General features: G+C 60.4%; 15 protein-coding genes. 11 read left to right on the plus strand and 4 right to left on the minus strand.

The features are described from left to right. The first annotated feature begins 123 nt into the window (after positions 1-123). The 4 genes from ACXX9E_RS21260 (at position 124) to chrA (ending at position 5,206) form a co-directional block, all read left to right on the plus strand. Positions 124-2,253 (plus strand): TonB-dependent receptor family protein, encoded by a 2,130-nt coding sequence (locus tag ACXX9E_RS21260; RefSeq protein ID WP_458556123.1) that lies wholly within the window; start codon positions 124-126, stop codon positions 2,251-2,253. A gap of 83 nt (positions 2,254-2,336) precedes the next feature. Further along, entirely contained in the window at positions 2,337-3,128 is a 792-nt protein-coding gene (gene sseB, locus ACXX9E_RS21265; RefSeq protein WP_458556124.1) for an enhanced serine sensitivity protein SseB, read from the plus strand. Positions 3,129-3,227: 99 nt separating this feature from the next. Further along, positions 3,228-3,689, plus strand: coding sequence for a hypothetical protein (locus ACXX9E_RS21270; RefSeq protein WP_128614948.1), 462 nt, complete (start codon positions 3,228-3,230; stop codon positions 3,687-3,689). 158 nt (positions 3,690-3,847) lie between these two features. Further along, positions 3,848-5,206, plus strand: coding sequence for a chromate efflux transporter (gene chrA / locus ACXX9E_RS21275; protein ID WP_123464233.1), 1,359 nt, complete (start codon positions 3,848-3,850; stop codon positions 5,204-5,206). A 50-nt stretch (positions 5,207-5,256) separates the two neighbouring features. On the opposite strand, the gene ACXX9E_RS21280 is transcribed toward chrA, so the two are convergent. The 3 genes from ACXX9E_RS21280 to ACXX9E_RS21290 form a co-directional block, all read right to left on the minus strand. Next, positions 5,257-5,739 (minus strand): DUF2867 domain-containing protein, encoded by a 483-nt coding sequence (locus ACXX9E_RS21280; protein ID WP_458556125.1) that lies wholly within the window; start codon positions 5,737-5,739, stop codon positions 5,257-5,259. Positions 5,740-5,888: 149 nt separating this feature from the next. Next, a complete protein-coding gene (msrA, locus tag ACXX9E_RS21285; RefSeq protein WP_123464229.1) occupies positions 5,889-6,395 on the minus strand; it encodes a peptide-methionine (S)-S-oxide reductase MsrA in 507 nt (168 codons plus the stop codon). Between the two features lie 75 nt (positions 6,396-6,470). Next, positions 6,471-6,770, minus strand: a complete 300-nt coding sequence (locus tag ACXX9E_RS21290) for a hypothetical protein (protein WP_458556126.1) — start codon at positions 6,768-6,770, stop codon at positions 6,471-6,473. Between the two features lie 198 nt (positions 6,771-6,968). On the opposite strand from ACXX9E_RS21290, the gene ACXX9E_RS21295 reads away from it, so the two are divergent. The 7 genes from ACXX9E_RS21295 (at position 6,969) to ACXX9E_RS21325 (ending at position 15,715) form a co-directional block, all read left to right on the plus strand. Beyond that, complete coding sequence (locus ACXX9E_RS21295; RefSeq protein WP_458556127.1) at positions 6,969-7,784, plus strand: AraC family transcriptional regulator; 816 nt, start codon at positions 6,969-6,971, stop codon at positions 7,782-7,784. Between the two features lie 98 nt (positions 7,785-7,882). After that, positions 7,883-8,953 carry a threonine aldolase family protein gene (locus ACXX9E_RS21300; RefSeq protein WP_458556128.1) on the plus strand — a complete coding sequence of 357 codons (1,071 nt, stop codon included), beginning with the start codon at positions 7,883-7,885 and terminating at the stop codon, positions 8,951-8,953. A gap of 292 nt (positions 8,954-9,245) precedes the next feature. Continuing rightward, positions 9,246-10,307 (plus strand): fimbrial protein, encoded by a 1,062-nt coding sequence (locus ACXX9E_RS21305; RefSeq protein WP_123464226.1) that lies wholly within the window; start codon positions 9,246-9,248, stop codon positions 10,305-10,307. Between the two features lie 283 nt (positions 10,308-10,590). Further along, positions 10,591-11,139: a fimbrial protein gene (locus tag ACXX9E_RS21310; protein WP_123464224.1), complete on the plus strand. Its 549-nt coding sequence runs from the start codon at positions 10,591-10,593 to the stop codon at positions 11,137-11,139. A gap of 90 nt (positions 11,140-11,229) precedes the next feature. Further along, positions 11,230-11,970 carry a fimbrial biogenesis chaperone gene (locus tag ACXX9E_RS21315; RefSeq protein WP_457237415.1) on the plus strand — a complete coding sequence of 247 codons (741 nt, stop codon included), beginning with the start codon at positions 11,230-11,232 and terminating at the stop codon, positions 11,968-11,970. Positions 11,971-12,043: 73 nt separating this feature from the next. Next, complete coding sequence (locus ACXX9E_RS21320) at positions 12,044-14,548, plus strand: fimbria/pilus outer membrane usher protein (RefSeq protein ID WP_458556129.1); 2,505 nt, start codon at positions 12,044-12,046, stop codon at positions 14,546-14,548. A gap of 165 nt (positions 14,549-14,713) precedes the next feature. Beyond that, on the plus strand, positions 14,714-15,715 hold the full coding sequence (locus ACXX9E_RS21325) for an acyltransferase family protein (RefSeq protein WP_458556130.1): 1,002 nt from the start codon (positions 14,714-14,716) through the stop codon (positions 15,713-15,715). A gap of 121 nt (positions 15,716-15,836) precedes the next feature. Here the strand turns inward: ACXX9E_RS21325 and ACXX9E_RS21330 are convergent, their stop codons facing one another. Further along, entirely contained in the window at positions 15,837-16,100 is a 264-nt protein-coding gene (locus ACXX9E_RS21330; RefSeq protein WP_123464216.1) for a hypothetical protein, read from the minus strand. Between the last annotated feature and the right edge of the window lie 96 nt (positions 16,101-16,196).

Consider the following 16,196-nt stretch of genomic DNA (forward strand, 5'->3'; position numbering starts at 1 on the left):
GGTTAGTTCATGACCGGCCGTTTGCCATGGCCTGGCAAAAAAGCACAGTCGCCATGTGTTTCCCTGGATCTTTCTTGCGTCGCACTGTTCATTGCCCGTTCCCGTCTGCCTGGAGTTTTCTCGATGTCCGCGTCCAAATCCCTGCCCGCCGCCCTGCTGGGCCTCGCCCTCGCCTGCCCGGCACTGGCCGAGACTCAAGGTCTGGAACTGGGGCAAGTGCTGATTTCGGCGCAGGATCAAAACGCTGCGGACGCTTCGATTGAAGAGGCCAGGGCCCGCCTCGAACAGGTGCCCGGCGGCACCAATGTGGTCGACATGCGCCAGCCCTTGCAGGGTCGCGTGGCGAGCAACCAGGATGTGCTGGCGTATCAGCCGGGTGTGTATGCGCAGTCGGCGGGCAACGAAGGCGTGAAGATTTCCATCCGCGGTTCGGGCATCAACCGGGCGCCGGGCGCGCACGCGTCGGGGCTGTACACGATGCTCGACGGCTTGCCGCTGACGGGCCCCGGTGGCACGCCTTACGAATTGCTCGAACCGCTGTGGGTCGATCACGTTGAAGTGTTGCGCGGTGCCAACGGCTTTGACCGGGGCTCTCTGGCGCTGGGCGGCGCCATCGACTACGTCAGCCACACCGGCTACGACGCGCCGAAGCTGCAAGTGCGCTACGCCACCGGCAGCCACGGCTATCAGCAGCGCCAGGTGAGCTCCGGGCAAGTATTGGGCGACTTCGATTACTACGTGTCGCTGACCGATGCCAACGCTGACGGCTATCAGGATCACACCGACAGCGAGAGCAAAGGCGTAATCGCCAACTTCGGCTATCGCTTCAATCCGAACCTGGAAACGCGCTTCTACATCCGTTACCGCGAAACCGACAACGACCTCGCCGGCCGCGTGACCAAGCACTCCATCGAACACTCGCCTCGCGCGGCCAATCCGTCCTATGTGGCGCGTGACGACAGCCGCAAGCAGCCGGGCAGCACCTTCATCGGCAACAAGACTACCTACTACATCGACGACGATTCGAGCATTCAGACCGGCCTCGTCTACCACGATTACCCGATGGATTTGCGCGAAGGCCCGAACCGCTTGAAAGTCGCCTATACCGACGTCAGCGGCACGTTCGACTACAAACGCCGTGACACGATTTTCGGCATGGAAAGCCGCAGCACCGTTGGCCTGCGCGTGACCAAACACCTGCCCAATGACGGCGCCAGCGAGTTCGTGCGCATCCCCACCGTTCCGAACACCATCAATTACGTGCCGGGCACACACATGCGCAACTTCACCTATCAAGGTTCGGACACCGTTCTGCACGCCGGCAACGACCTGAAAATCGCCGATGACCTGTGGCTGACCGCTGGCCTCGCGGCAATCTACACCCGCCGCGAAAGCGCCGTGACCCTGCCGCAAAGCGGCGGCAAAACCAGCATGAACGACTGGGATTACGCGCCGCGCATCGGCCTGCGCTATCAGGTCACGCCGGACTTGCAACTGTTCGGCAACCTCAGCCGCTCGGTCGAAGCACCGCACCCGTGGTCGCTGATCTACAGCTCCAATGTGCGTTTCCCGGCCGGCAATGGCGCGGCGACCGGCACGCAAAAAGACCCGATCAAACTGCAGAACCAGACCGCCACCACCCTTGAACTGGGCGGACGTGGCGAGAGTGCCGCCGGTGAGTGGAGTCTGGCGTGGTACTACGCGCAAGTGCGCCACGAATTGCTGTCGGTATTGCCGGACGCCAACGCCGTCACGCCTTACGAACTCAATGCCAGCCCCACCGTTCACCAAGGGGTCGAGGCAAGCCTGAACAGCAAACTCTGGTCCGCCGCTGATGGTCGCCGGTTGAGCCTGCGCCAGGCCTACACCTTCAGCGACTTCCACTATCGCGATGATGATCGCTTCGGCGACAACCGCTTGCCGGGGCTGCCAATGCACTACTACCAGGGTGAGTTGCGCTATGACTGGCCGCAGGGCTTCTTCGCGGCGCTCAGTACGCAACTGGTGTCGAAAGTCGCTGTGGATTACGCCAACAGTTACTACGCCGATCCCTACGCGCTGTTCGGCGCAACGCTGGGCTATAACGCGCCCAAGGGCGACTGGCAGACGTGGCTGGACCTGCGCAATCTGACCAACCAACACTACGCCGCTACAGTTACGCCGGGATATGACGATAAAGGACTGGACGCCGCGCGTTCGACACCGGGTGAAGGCATGGGGGTTTACCTCGGCGTGTCGTGGAATCTGCTCTGACCCACCAGCAAGCTCTGCGTAACGCTGCGTTCCTTTGGCTTGTTCTTTGCCGATCATTTTTCAGAGAGTCACGGACAGACATCATGGACACACCGTCAGAAAACCCACTCGAAACGAGCCTCAGGCTGGCCGCCGACGAACCGGCGCATCGTCCCGAGTTCTTCAAGACTTTGTTGAACTCACCGGTTTATATCCTCGGCACGACGGGCACAGCGGACGGTCTGGTCAATCTCGAGGCCGGCAGCAACGTCAGCATCGCCCATTGGCAGAAAACGGACGGCATGTCGGTCATTCCGTTCTTTTCGTCGCTGGCAACGCTGCAACAATCAATCGACGGCGAGGAAAGTTATCTGGAGCTGCCCGCCAGGGCCCTGTTCGAGATGACCCAGGGTGCGCACCTGTTTCTGAATCCCAAGTCGCTTTATGGCAAAGAGTTTTTCCCCGAAGAAGTGCGCAATCTGCTCAGCGATGAAGTCGGCCAGAAAGCCACCTCGCGTACTGTCGAAAAAGAAACCAGCGTATTGCTCGGCCAGCCTGCGCATTACCCGTCAACCCTGGTCAACTCGCTGAAGCAGTTACTGGCCAAACACCGCAACGTGAAGCGCGCTTTTCTCGCGCTGATGCACGACACCTCGCTAGATGAAAAACCGCACCTGATCGTGGGAATTGAGGTCGACGGCGACTTCGAGCAGGTCATGCGCGAAGCGGGGAACGTCGCGGCAGATACGGCCCCGGCTGGCGAAGCCGTTGATCTGTGTCGCGTGTGTCCCGGCGAGACGGGGCTGAGCGAATACTTCCTCACGCAAACCACACCCTTCTACGAACGCAAAGCGGGCAACAAACTGCTGTCATTCCTTGGTTTTGGCCGGGCGTGAGAGCGACTGTCGTTGACGTTTTCTTCGCCTAGGCCGCCTGTAGCGGACCGGCAAAATCACTGTTGGTTGTACAACATCAAAGTCAATCAGGTTCCATTGATGAAAAAAATCCTGCTTCCTCTCGTCGCCGCCCTGCTATGCCTGCAAGGTTGTGCGGAAATGCCCGCGTATTCCAACGTCGGTGCTGTCACGGCGGTCGACGAATCGCGCTATACCGTCGTCGAAACCGACACTTATGCCGGCCGTCCCCAGCGCCACTTCGCCGATCTGCAGCCGGACCTGAACATCATCCGGATCAACGACGAAAAAGTCGGCAACATTCCCTTTTCCACGTACTACTACAAGAACGACTCCCCGCAGCGCGCGGTGCTCAAGCCGGGCACCTACACCATTCAGCTGGAATACCGCCTGCCGCGACAATTTCTGTTTGCGGACCTGAAGTTCGACGGCAAGCCGGGGCAGAAAATCATGGCCCGCTCGAAATACGTGGGCCTCAATCGTCTGAAAGTCTGGCTCGAAGATGCTGCCACCGGGGAAGTGCTGAGCACGATGGACGACTGAGGATCAGGACAGCGCCGCACACGCGATCAACGCCGTCTCGCCTGCCATCCGCGGTCATGCAAAAAGTTACTGGGCAGCCGTGAAAGCGTTTGCGTTTTCGCGGTGAAGCCCTGACCTTATTGCGCAAATGGCCGGGTTTGTGACGGAGAAGCGCCCCCATGAATAAGGTTTGCGTACCCGCGTCCGGCGAGCCATTGTCGACGCCCCAGCCGATCAGCCTGCGCGAGGCGTTCTGGTTCTGGCTGAAGCTGGGGTTCATCAGCTTCGGCGGACCGGCCGGTCAGATTTCGATCATGCATCAGGAGCTGGTAGAGCGCCGGCGCTGGATTTCCGAGCGCCGCTTTCTGCATGCGCTGAACTACTGCATGTTGCTGCCCGGGCCAGAAGCCCAGCAATTGGCGACCTACATCGGCTGGCTCATGCACCGAACCTGGGGCGGGGTGATTGCAGGCGCACTGTTCGTGCTGCCTTCGCTGTTCATCCTGATCGCGCTGTCATGGATGTACATCGCCTTCGGCGAAGTGCCGGCGGTGGCCGGGATTTTCTACGGGATCAAACCCGCCGTGACCGCGATTGTGGTCCAGGCGGCGCATCGCATCGGCTCGCGGGCATTGAAGAACAACTGGCTGTGGGCGATTGCGGCAGCCTCATTTACTGCGATCTTCGCGCTCAATGTGCCATTTCCGCTGATCGTCCTGGGCGCAGCAGTGATCGGCTACGTCGGCGGGCGCCTGGCACCCGAGAAGTTCAGAGCCGGCGGCCACAGCGCCGCAAAAAAATCCTACGGCCCGGCGTTGATCGACGACGACACGCCTCCACCTGATCATGCCCGATTCAACTGGCTGAAGCTGCTGGCAATTACCTTGACCGGCGCCGCACTGTGGGCGCTGCCAATGACAATCCTGACCACGCTCTTTGGCTGGGAAGGCACGCTGACCCAGATGAGCTGGTTCTTCACCAAAGCCGCACTGCTGACCTTCGGCGGTGCCTACGCGGTGCTGCCCTATGTTTACCAGGGCGCGGTCAGCCACTATGGCTGGCTGACCCCGACACAGATGATCGACGGCCTGGCACTGGGGGAAACCACACCCGGGCCACTGATCATGGTGGTAGCGTTCGTGGCTTTTGTCGGGGCGTATGTCTCGCAGGTATTTGGGCCCGATCAGGTTTTTCTCGCGGGCGCCGTCGCCGCCGCCCTGGTGACCTGGTTCACCTTCCTGCCCTCGTTCCTGTTCATTCTCGCCGGTGGCCCGCTGGTGGAATCGACCCACAACGAACTCAAGTTCACCGCGCCGCTCACCGCGATAACGGCCGCCGTCGTCGGGGTGATCCTCAATCTGGCGTGTTTCTTCGGTTACCACGTGCTCTGGCCAACGGGATTCAGCGGCCACCTCGACTGGCCCTCGGCACTGATCGCCATCGCGGCGGCGATTGCCTTGTTCCGCTTCAAGCGCGGCGTTATCCAGGTGTTGCTGGCCTGTGCGCTTGTCGGGATGGTCGTCCATCTGCTGCGCTAGGGGGCAGCCGTGAATGCGCCGCCCCCACGGGCACAGCTTGAGCGAGCACACTACGGCGCTTCAAGCGTGCGCTTCAACCGACGCAGATCCCGATTGACGATCACTCTGTGCGCCAGCCCCACCGGTAGCATGTACAGACGCCCAAAGGCGTTATGGGTAACGACGGATGAGGTGACCGTGAGCACTCGCTCGTCGATCGAAAGGCAAATCATCACATCCAGGTGCCGGTCACGTTCGGTCAGCACCAACACGTCGGGCGCACAGTGCTCCACCCGAAAGAAATCCAGAGAATCGCCAACCGCAACGGTTGCGCGTCTGGCGCCTGAGAATCCACCGATACGCTTGACCCCGAATAACGAGGAAATCGCGTCCCTCGCGCGAAACGCCAGGCGCATGAACAACCCCGGCTTGGCGGTCATGTGGTTCCAGGCATCAAGTGCGCTGAGCTCGACAGGCAGCACAACCGACCGGCGATCAAAGTAATCGAGATCGGCCACGGCCCGCAGGGTGTGAACAGGTGATGAGGTCGCCAACGATAATCCCTTTCATAGGCTCGATTGCCCTTTGCGATGAAATGGCAAAGGTTCAGGGCGCCATGCTACGTCATCCTGATCGAGATCGCTGAGCGGTCAAGAGCCACCCCGGCGGTGGCTCTCGCTGCAACGTGCTTCAGCCCCGCCGCTCACGCGCGCTTGGGCAGTTTCCAGTTCGGCCGGATGAAATGGCAGGTGTAGCCATTGGGAATGCGCTCGAGGTAATCCTGATGCTCCGGTTCCGCCTCCCAGAACGGCCCCGCCGGTTCGATTTCGGTGACCGCCGGGCCCGGCCACAGTTTTGAAGCATCGACGTCGGCAGTGGTGTCCTCGGCGATGGCGCGTTGTGCTTCGCTGAGGTAATAAATCGCCGAACGATAGCTGCGACCAAGGTCGTTGCCCTGACGGTTGGGCGTGCTCGGGTCGTGAATCTGGAAGAAGAACTCAAGGATCTGCCGGTAGCTGATCACCGCAGGATCGAAGACGATTTCGATCGCTTCGGCGTGATCGCCATGGTTGCGGTACGTGGCATTCGGCACATCGCCGCCGGTATAACCGACGCGGGTGTGCAGCACGCCGGGATAGCGCCGCAGCAAGTCCTGCATGCCCCAGAAGCAGCCGCCGGCGAGAATGGCGGTTTCGGTTTGAGTGGTCATGGTCTGGCGTTCCTCTCGAAGGCGTGGGGGGAACTACTGTTATGTGGGCATATGGGCTGATTCCAAGGGGCGGCGTCAACAGCTCTGGCGTTTCGCGGCCTGATTGGCTTCTTCAAGCAAAGCCCCGGTGATACGCCGCCCGTGGTAATCACTGACAAAGTAGTTGATCCGGTTAGCCAGGTGCTGAATGGAAAGCCAGCCCAGGCCGTGGTAATCACGTAATTCTTCGTCGTTGAGCTTGATCATGGCCTGATAGCCCACAAAAGACGCTTCACATTCGACGAGAAGGTAGAGCGAACCATCCTCCGCCTTGAAAAGGCTCCAGTAACCGTCCGCTGTGTGATATTGCGCCGGGGTGAGTCGAACCCGCTCCATATTTGATGTCCGTACGTTAACCTTGGGATTGAATCAACCGGCGTGATCAATGCCGGTAACGCCATTAACCGCGGCAGCCTGACCCAAAAGCGCTATTCTGCCTGCAAACCCAGACCGCCGCACATGCATGGGCCCGCGCTTCAATTACCTCAGCGGCTCTGGACTCCACGAACCTTCCCTGTCACGGCCCCCAGCACCATGACCGAACAAGCCCGTTATCATCACGTTGCCGAAGTGCCCGGCCTGGTACTGGGTTCGGCGCGCCTGACAGACACCGGTTTCGACCGCCACTACCACCTCGACTTTCACGTCGGTTTCGTGACGGAAGGCCTTCAGCGCCACCGTGCCAAGGGCGAGTCGTTTCTGTTGGGGCCGGGCAATATTGCCCTGATGCCGCCCGGTGAAATTCATGATGGCGCGGCCGAGGGTGGCGGCGCCTATACACTCAAGACCTTTCGTCTGTCACAGACCTTGGTGAACCGCATCAGCGAGGACATCAGCGGTCACCCAAAAGACTTGCAACTGGCCGGTATGCTCTTGGAAAACCAAGCACTGCTGTGCACGCTGCGCACGTTGCACGAAGCCATGCAACAGGCCATCGGCCCCGGCAGCCTCGCCGTGCAGACACAGTGGCTGATCATTGCCGAAGGCCTGCTCAGCGAATCGCGGGCAGTCACGCCAGAGGCGATTGTGGGAACACTTTCGCCCCTGCAATGGTCGCGCGTCAGGGACTATTGCTTCAGCCACATCGACCAGCGCATTACCCTCGACGACCTCGCCGGACTTTGTGGACTCGGCCAGTTCGCCTTTCTCAAGCAGTTCAAACGCGGCGTCGGCATGACGCCCCACGCCTGGCTGCTGCGCCTGCGACTGGAACAAGCGTGCGGACTGCTGTCGCGCAGTGCACTGCCGATCATCGACGTCGCCCAGGCGGTGGGGTTCTACGATCAAAGCCATTTCAACCGTGCGTTTCGCCACGCCTACGGTGTCGCGCCTTCACGTTTCAGGGCTTGAATGCCCGTCAATTTTTTACAAGCCTGAGCCACCGGTCTGTCCCTAGGATGCACAAAACCGGGCGAAGCACCTCGCCCGCGCAGTCGAGGACATGAACAATGAACGTTGCAATACACCGCCCACCCGTAATGAGTTTTGCCAGTGACAATATCGCCGGCGCTTCCCCGGAAGTCGTGCAGGCCCTGATGAAACACAGCAGTGGACAGGCGAGCGCATACGGCTCGGACCCATTGTCCCAGCAGGTCAAACGCAAGCTCAGCGAAATATTCGAACGCGAAGTGGAGGTCTTCCTCGTCACCTCCGGCACCGCCGCCAACAGCCTGTGCCTGAGTTCGATGACGCCGCCGTGGGGCAACATCTATTGCCACCCGACCAGCCACATCAACAACGATGAATGCGGCGCCCCGGCGTTTTTCTCCGACGGTGCGAAACTGCTTACCATCGACGGCCCGTCGGCCAAACTCGACGTTGAGCGACTTCGCGCGCGAATCGGTGAAAAGCTTGGTGATGTGCACACCACCCAACCGGCGTGCGTCAGCATCACCCAGGCCACTGAAGTCGGCAGCCTCTACACACTGGACGAAATCAGCACCATTGGCGAGGTCTGCAAAACCAATGGCCTGGGCTTTCATATGGACGGCTCGCGCTTCGCCAACGCCCTGGTGGCGCTGGACTGCACGCCGGCGCAGATGACTTGGAAGGCCGGCGTCGACGCCCTTTCATTCGGCGCGACCAAGAACGGCGCCCTGGCCGCCGAAGCCATCCTCCTGTTCAACCCCGCGCTGGTCACCGAGATGAACTATCGGCGCAAACGCTCGGGGCATTTGCTGTCGAAGATGCGCTTTCTGTCGGCGCAGATTGATGCCTACCTGACCGACGATCTGTGGCTGCGCAATGCGCGTCAGGCCAATGCGGCGGCGCAGCGTCTGGCGCGTGGTCTTGTGGGGCTGAGGGGGGTTGAAGTGCCGGACGGCACCGAGGCGAACATCCTGTTTTGCAAGCTCGATCCAGCCATTATCGACGCACTGCTCAAAGCCGGGTTCGGTTTCTACCATGATCGCTGGGGGCCGAATATCGTGCGCTTCGTGACCTCGTTTGCGACCACGGCGGTGGATGTCGATTATCTGTTGGGTGAGATCAGGGGAGCGGTGGATAGGCTGCCGGGATAAACCTCAATTTTCATCTGGCCACCCTCGCCTAGACCAGTGTCGAATCGTTCAACGCCAACGGGTGAGCGCCCTGTGTCGCGAACTAATACAAGGCATTGACCGAAACGCCCATCGACTCCCGACGTTCAGGAGTAAATCCCTGGGAAATTTCCTACACGCCAGCGGGAAGCCGGCTATTCGGTGCGTGCCCCGTGATCCTGATAATTCCGCCCTTCGTTGGCCGACGCCAACAACGTCCAGATGCAGTCAGTCTGCATTGAATGGCCGTTTTCTTCTCAGGAGGGCACATACCATGAAGATCGGGTTACGGATGCTGGGCGGGCTTGGCGCAACGGCGTTGATGTTGACGGCGGCACCGGCGATGGCGGCTTGCACCTGGGCGACGGGCAACAATACGGTCAAGCAGTTGACGCTCACCGGCGGCGCAGTGTTCGCGCCGCGAGACGTGCCGATCGGCACCACGTTGAACAGCAATGGCACGATGCGTCAGCTGAATTTCGGTGACACCTTGCTCTGTTATGGCACGGCGACCTATAACACGGCACTGGTCGGTCCGGTGGCGGTGAACATTCCGGTGGACGTGCTGGATGTGCCGGCCAATGCCTTGCTGCAGACCAACGTGCCCGGTATTGGCCTGGCCATCTACATGACCGGTTTCGCTGCCGCATGGATTCCGCCGCCGGGCAACCCCAGCCGATTCATTCCTTTCAACATGAATCGCACCGCCCCCAGCCAGGCGAACATGAGCCAGGCGATGATGCGTTATGCGCTGATCAAGACCGGGGACATCGCGCCCGGTACCCACACCATCAACCAACTGGTCGCCACTGGCACTTCGGATATGGGGCCAATGTTCGATCTGACTTTCACCGCCACCGTGACCCTGGCCGGCTGCTCTCTGCCCGCCGCACCGGGCAACCAGATCAATGTGCCGATGGGCACTTGGGAAAAACGCGTATTCAACGGCAAGAACTCCACCACCCAGGCCCAGCCGTTCGCCATTACCCTCAACGCCTGCATCGCCGGCAATAACTACCCGTCCAACACCAACGGCTACTTCAATGGCAACTTCGCCAACATCCAGATCGACGCCGACAAGACATCGACCATCCTCGACGCGGCCAACGGTGTCTTGAGCCTGTCGACCGATTCGACGGCTCAGGGCGTGGCGATCCAGGTGTTGCAGGACAACGGCTCGCCGATGAATCTGGGGCAGCCCGTGCAGCTCAACCGCATCGTCAACGGCGTGACGTCAGTACCGCTCAAGGCCCGTTATATCCAGACCGGCGATGGACCGACGCCGCAACCCGGTACCGCCAATGGCCATGCGAGTTTCACCGTGACCTATCGTTGAACCCGGCTAAAAAATCGACCTGTGTTTGCCGACGCTCCCCCTTTGCAATCGCCGATTCCGTGCGGTGCCAAAGGCGGGGCGTTTTTTTTGGCGACAACTTATTGATCGCGCAGCAGCGCTGGGAAATTTCCTACAAGCAAAGGGATTTTCCCTACATAGCGCTCTCATCAACGTCCAGATAATGAGCCTCAGACGCCACGCTCTGCCCCCGACGGGATGGCGACGTCGATCCGTCTCAGGGCCTTCGGGCTTGCGGACATTTATTCAATATCTGGAAGTGATCATGAAAAATTTTGCGCTCAAAGGTTTGTCCCTGGCCCTGGTTCTGGCAGCCGCGTCGCAAGCCGCAATGGCCGCCGACGGTGAAATCAACTTCGTCGGCAGCGTGACCGACAACACCTGTCCGGTAGTGGTTTCCGACCTCAACGGTTCGGCCGGTGCCGGCGACGTCGGCCTGGGCAGTGTGCCGGCCACCTCCCTGGCTTCTGCCGGTCAAGTGGCAGGTGGCGGCGCTTTCACCCTGACCATCGACACCACTGCACCGGGTTGTAACGTCACCGGCAAGAAAGCCGTGGTCAAGTTTCTCTCGCTGAGCGGCAACGCCGGTTCCAGCGGCCAGTGGATCGGCCTGCTGCCGGAAGCGGGCGTGGCCACCAACGTCGCCGTGCAGATCAAGGATGCGTCCGGCAAAGACGTGCAACTGGGTCTGGAATCCTCGCCTTATCTGGACCTGACCCAACCGCTGCGCTTCACCGCCAACTACGTGGCAACCGGCACAGCCACTTCCGGTCCGGCGAACGCCAAAGCCGCCTTTACCGTCGACTACCAGTAAGTCCGGTCAGCCTCCGGCGGCGATTGCTGCCGCCGGGCGCCCTTCCCTTTGCCACGGTTTTGTGGCCGTGCCGACAAGAGGATGAACGCAATGAACTCAGTCATATCCCCCTTCAAAACTGCATCGGCATTGGCTGTGTTACTGAGCGCGACGTTGCTCAGCAGCTTCAGCCAGGCCGGTGTGATGCTTGGCGGCACGCGTATCGTGTACGACGGCAACAAACGCGATGCCTCGATCACCGTGAGTAACACCACGGCCGAGGCCTACGCGGTGCAGGCCTGGATCAACACCGAGGCTGACGACAACACCACCGCCACCCCGTTCGTGGCCACCCCGCCGCTGTTTCGCCTCGATCCGCGCAAAGAGCAAATGGTGCGCATCCAGAAAGTACCCGGCGATCTGCCGCAAGACCGCGAATCGGTCTTCTACTTCAACGCCCAGGAAATCCCGCTGGCCGGCAAGCCTGACGCCAATACCTTGAAGATCGCCATGCGCACGCGGATCAAAGTCTTCTATCGCCCGCCCACCCTCAAGGGCAGCCCAATGGATGCGCCGCCGCAACTGCGCTGGAGTCTGCAGCAGGAACAAGGCAAACCGGTGCTGGTGGTCAACAACCCGTCGGCGTTTCACGTGTCCTTTATCGGCGTAAAAGTCGAGGCCGGTGCGCAGGTCGTTGAAGTCAATGAACCGAAGATGGTCGCGCCGATGAGCAGCCAGCGTTATGCGCTGCCAGGTTTCAGCGCTCGCAGCGGCGCAGTGGTGTTCTCCGCCATCAATGACTACGGCGGTTACAGCGAGCCGAAAAAAGTCGCCTTGAGCAGCGCCCCGTAACACCGCCCCCTTTTCTTGCGAACCCGCCTGCACGCTGCCGATGCCGCGTGACGGCCGAGTGTTGAGTATTGTCATGCGAATCGAAGCCCTGAACCGTCATCGTCAGTCCGTGCCTTTTGTTCCATTGCATCTGTCGGTCGCCATTCTCACGGTGCTGATGGGCAGCTCGGCGAGCGCGGACGAACCGGCTAAATTTGATGCCAGCTTCATGCAGCCCTTCGGTGGCGCCAGCGCCGGGCCCAACCTCGACCTGGACGCCATCGCCAACAGCGGCAGCATCGGCCCCGGCACTTACCCGGTGGTGATTCGCCTGAACCAGAGTTTTTTTGACCGCCGCGACATGACTTTCGCCAAGGACGAAAAAAGCGCTGAAGTGCGCGCCTGTCTGTCCGAGGCGTTCCTCAAGGAACTCGGAGTCAAGGTCGATGCGTTCCTGACCCCGGGTGAGTCATTCCCCGCGTGCATCGACCTTGCCCAATTGATCGAAGGCGCTTCGGTGAGCTTCGACGCCGGGCGCCTGACCCTCGACATCAGCGTGCCGCAGATCGCCTTGCGCCGCGATGCCGCGGGTTATGTCGCTCCGCAGGAATGGGATCGCGGAATCAACGCGGCGATGCTCAACTATCAGTTCTCGGCGGCCAACACGCAGTCCGACGCCCGTGGCAACGGCACGCAATACAACCTCTACGCCAACGGCGGATTCAACCTCGGCGACTGGCGTTTTCGCTCCAGTTCCTCGTTCCGGCAGGATGAAGACGGCCAGCAGGACTGGCAGCGCAGCAACACCTATGCACAGCGTGATCTGACCGCGATCAAGGGCACGCTGACCCTGGGCGAAAGCTTCACCCCGGGTGATGTGTTTGACAGCATTCCGTTTCGCGGCGCCCAGGTGGCGTCCGACATGGGCATGCTGCCGGACTCGATGCAAGGTTATGCGCCGATCATTCGCGGCATCGCCGAAACCCAGGCCAAGGTCGAAGTGCGCCAGAACGGCTACTCGCTGTACACCACGTATGTGGCGCCCGGCGCGTTCGAAATCGACGATCTCAATGCGGCATCGGGCAGTGGCGACCTGGAAGTGATCATCACCGAAGCCGACGGTCGCGAGCGGCGCTTCGCCCAACCGTACGCCACGCTGGCGAACATGCTGCGGGAAAAAACCTGGCGCTACAGCGCCACCGCCGGTGAGTACAACGCTGTCGACGGCGGCCAGCGTCCGGCCTTCGCCCAGGCTTCTCTGGCTTACGGTTTGCCGTTCGATCTAACGGTGTATGGCGGTCTGTTGGGCGCTGACTTCTATCGCGCTGGCGTCGTCGGCGTGGGCAAAAGCCTCGGCAGTCTGGGCGCCGTTTCGCTGGACGTAACCCAGGCCCAGACCGATGTACCGAGGGGTTCCGGAGTCGCGGCCGGCAAAGAGAAAGGCCAGAGTTTTGGCGTGCGTTACGGCAAGGCATTCGAGACTGGCACTTCGGTACGCTTCGCCGGCTATCGCTATTCCACCGAAGGCTATCGCGACTTTGATGAAGCGGTACGCCTGCAAGAACCGAACGAATTCAACACGTTCTCCAAGCGCAGCAAAGTCGAAGCCAGCATCAACCAGGCCCTCGACAGCTACGGCTCGTTCTACCTGAACATGAGCAAGCAGAACTACTGGGGCACCTCGCGCGAAGACAAACAGATGCAATTGGGCTTCAACACCCAATACAAAGGCGTGACCTACGGCATCTACGCCAGCAAGACCCTGACCGACAACTTTGGCCAGAACAACCAAGTGGTGTTCAGCGTATCCATGCCCATCGGCCAGACGCGCAGCACCGGCACCTACACGGTTACGCGCAACAACGACGGCAGCCTCGACCAGCGTGCCGGCCTGAGCGGGCGCGACGGCAACCTCAACTACAACGTCAACGCGAACCGCTCCGACAACGGCGGCAACAACGGCTCGGCCCTGATCGGCTACCGCGCGCCGTTCGCCCAGCTCGGCGCGGGCGTCAGTGTCGGCAGCGGTTACCGACAGACCTCGGTGAGCGCCGCAGGCTCCGTGCTCGGTCACAGTGATGGCCTCGAATTCGGCCAGACCCTCGGCGAAACCGTGGCCCTGGTCGAAGTCAAGGACACCCCGAACGTCGGCGTCCTCAACGCGCCCGGCACGCTGACCAACGCCAAGGGGTATGCCCTGGTTCCCTACGTCACGCCTTACCGTAAAAACCGCGTGGCACTGGACACCGGCGAGCTGGACAACAACATCGACATCGAAGAAGGCGTGACCAACGTCGTGCCGCGTCGCGGTGCCGTGGTCAAAGCCAGCTTCGCCGCCAGCCGCTCGGAAAAAGCGCTGCTCAACGTACGCCTCAAGGACGGCAAGCAACCACCGTTCGGCACCACCATCACCAACGAAAAAGGCGCCAGTGCCGGCGTCGTCGGCCAGGCCGGCCAAGTGTTGCTGTCAGTGAGTGAAGGCAAGGTCTTCCAAATGAAATGGGGCGAAAAGACCGGACAGAGTTGCCGCATCGAACTGGATGTCAGCAAAGCACCCATGGTGGACGGTTATCGCGTGGCAGATGCGTTGTGTAAGTAAATCGGGGGCTGATACGCGGTGATTGCTTTGCTCGCGATAGCGCCCGCCAGCCGACAGCAACGTGACTGCCCGACCGTTATCGCGCCATCCCGGAGAAAACCCTGTTCTCCGTCCGCGAAACATCGTAATTTACGCGCCAAATACAAGGTCGTTTTGGGGATGTAAGTGGGCGCTTATCGACTGCTATTGGCCGTGCTGGTCGCTGTTTCGCATATGAACAAGACGTTCATGGGCTTGAACCCGGGCGTGATCGCCGTGATTTCTTTCTTGATCATCAGCGGTTTCGTGATGACTTCGCTGATCGAGCGCAACTACCAGGCGCCAGAGAAAGTCGGTCTGTTCTACCTCGACAGGATCCTGCGCCTTTACCCTCAGTTCCTGCTCTACTTCTTCGCGGCAAGTGCGGTGCTCTACATCCTGTTCCCCGGCTCGCCCCAAGAGGCCGAACTGACGTTCAAAAACATTGCTGCGAGCCTGGCAATGGTGCCACTGGGCTTCTACATGTTTGGCGCAACCGGAAGCGGCATCCTGCCACCGGCCTGGTCGCTTGGACTGGAAATGTGCTTCTACCTGGTGATCCCTTTCCTGATCCTCTATCGAGCGCGGGGTGTTGCCTTCGTCTTGTCCGTCGCCGTGTTCATCCCCGCGTGCCTTGGTCTGATCAACACTGACGTGTATGGCTACCGCTTGTTGCCGGGGGTGCTGTTCATCTTTCTGTGCGGCAGCTACCTGTACAAGCCGCAGGCGAAGAGCCTGGCCATCGTGGCAGGCACCGCCGTGGCGGCGGCATTGATCTTCATCGCGATCATGGCCGGCTGGATCGAGCGCCGACCGTCCAATGCCGAAGTGACCGCAGGCATTGCACTCGGCATACCCGCGGTGTATCTGCTGACGAAACTCAAGTATCACCGGGCTGACGAATTCCTCGGGAACATCAGCTACGGGGTGTTCCTGAATCACTATGCGGTGATCTACTTCCTGCACGGTCTATGGCCGATTAACTCATTCGATGCTTACACCGTGGCCAAGATACTGGGCCTGTCGTTCCTGTTGAGTGGCATTTCATATTACTGCGTCGAAAGGCCAGCGTTGAAACTCAGGCATGCACTGAGGGGTGGCGTGAAGGATGGCGGCAGGCAAGTGCGCGGTGGTGAAACTGCGGCTTGATCGTAAGTGCAGGCGTTTGCGCCAACAATCGGGCGGGTTCATTGATCGAAGCAGGCGTTCACGAACGCCTGCTCAGGTCTTAGTGCAAAAACTGCCCGTCAGAGCGCCAAATCTGATGTTTTCAATCCTTGAACAGCGTCCAGCCATGGCAAATGCCGGCAAAGTCTTTCGCCGTAAAAAATAATACAAGTTCCTCCGGGTCAAACTTTTTGTACAACCAGTGCCCAGGAACAGGGCCTCTCGTTATCACGTATTGCAGGCGGTATTTTCCAATAGCCCCAGAATGGAATGAGGCTGCACTCAGCTCGAACCTGTCACCTTGGTTCAGTGCCCACAGTTTTCCGACAAGGCAGTCATCTCCGACCACCGCTTCAGCGGTCGCCATCAGATACCGTGCATGGAGTTTTTTTTGAAGTCGGGCGCTTCTGGGCATGGATCAACCTATTGATGGAACGAGAACTGACGAGGGGGCGAGCGAGCC

The sequence above is a fragment of the Pseudomonas sp. GNP014 genome, assembly GCF_054344005.1.

Coding starts and splice junctions, on each gene's coding strand:
- ACXX9E_RS21260 (WP_458556123.1), top strand. CDS start 124: ATGTCCGCGTCCAAATCCCTGCCCGCCGCCCTGCTGGGCCTCGCCCTC.
- sseB (WP_458556124.1), top strand. CDS start 2,337: ATGGACACACCGTCAGAAAACCCACTCGAAACGAGCCTCAGGCTGGCC.
- ACXX9E_RS21270 (WP_128614948.1), top strand. CDS start 3,228: ATGAAAAAAATCCTGCTTCCTCTCGTCGCCGCCCTGCTATGCCTGCAA.
- chrA (WP_123464233.1), top strand. CDS start 3,848: ATGAATAAGGTTTGCGTACCCGCGTCCGGCGAGCCATTGTCGACGCCC.
- msrA (WP_123464229.1), bottom strand. CDS start 6,395: ATGACCACTCAAACCGAAACCGCCATTCTCGCCGGCGGCTGCTTCTGG.
- ACXX9E_RS21290 (WP_458556126.1), bottom strand. CDS start 6,770: ATGGAGCGGGTTCGACTCACCCCGGCGCAATATCACACAGCGGACGGT.
- ACXX9E_RS21295 (WP_458556127.1), top strand. CDS start 6,969: ATGACCGAACAAGCCCGTTATCATCACGTTGCCGAAGTGCCCGGCCTG.
- ACXX9E_RS21300 (WP_458556128.1), top strand. CDS start 7,883: ATGAACGTTGCAATACACCGCCCACCCGTAATGAGTTTTGCCAGTGAC.
- ACXX9E_RS21305 (WP_123464226.1), top strand. CDS start 9,246: ATGAAGATCGGGTTACGGATGCTGGGCGGGCTTGGCGCAACGGCGTTG.
- ACXX9E_RS21310 (WP_123464224.1), top strand. CDS start 10,591: ATGAAAAATTTTGCGCTCAAAGGTTTGTCCCTGGCCCTGGTTCTGGCA.
- ACXX9E_RS21315 (WP_457237415.1), top strand. CDS start 11,230: ATGAACTCAGTCATATCCCCCTTCAAAACTGCATCGGCATTGGCTGTG.
- ACXX9E_RS21320 (WP_458556129.1), top strand. CDS start 12,044: ATGCGAATCGAAGCCCTGAACCGTCATCGTCAGTCCGTGCCTTTTGTT.
- ACXX9E_RS21330 (WP_123464216.1), bottom strand. CDS start 16,100: ATGGCGACCGCTGAAGCGGTGGTCGGAGATGACTGCCTTGTCGGAAAA.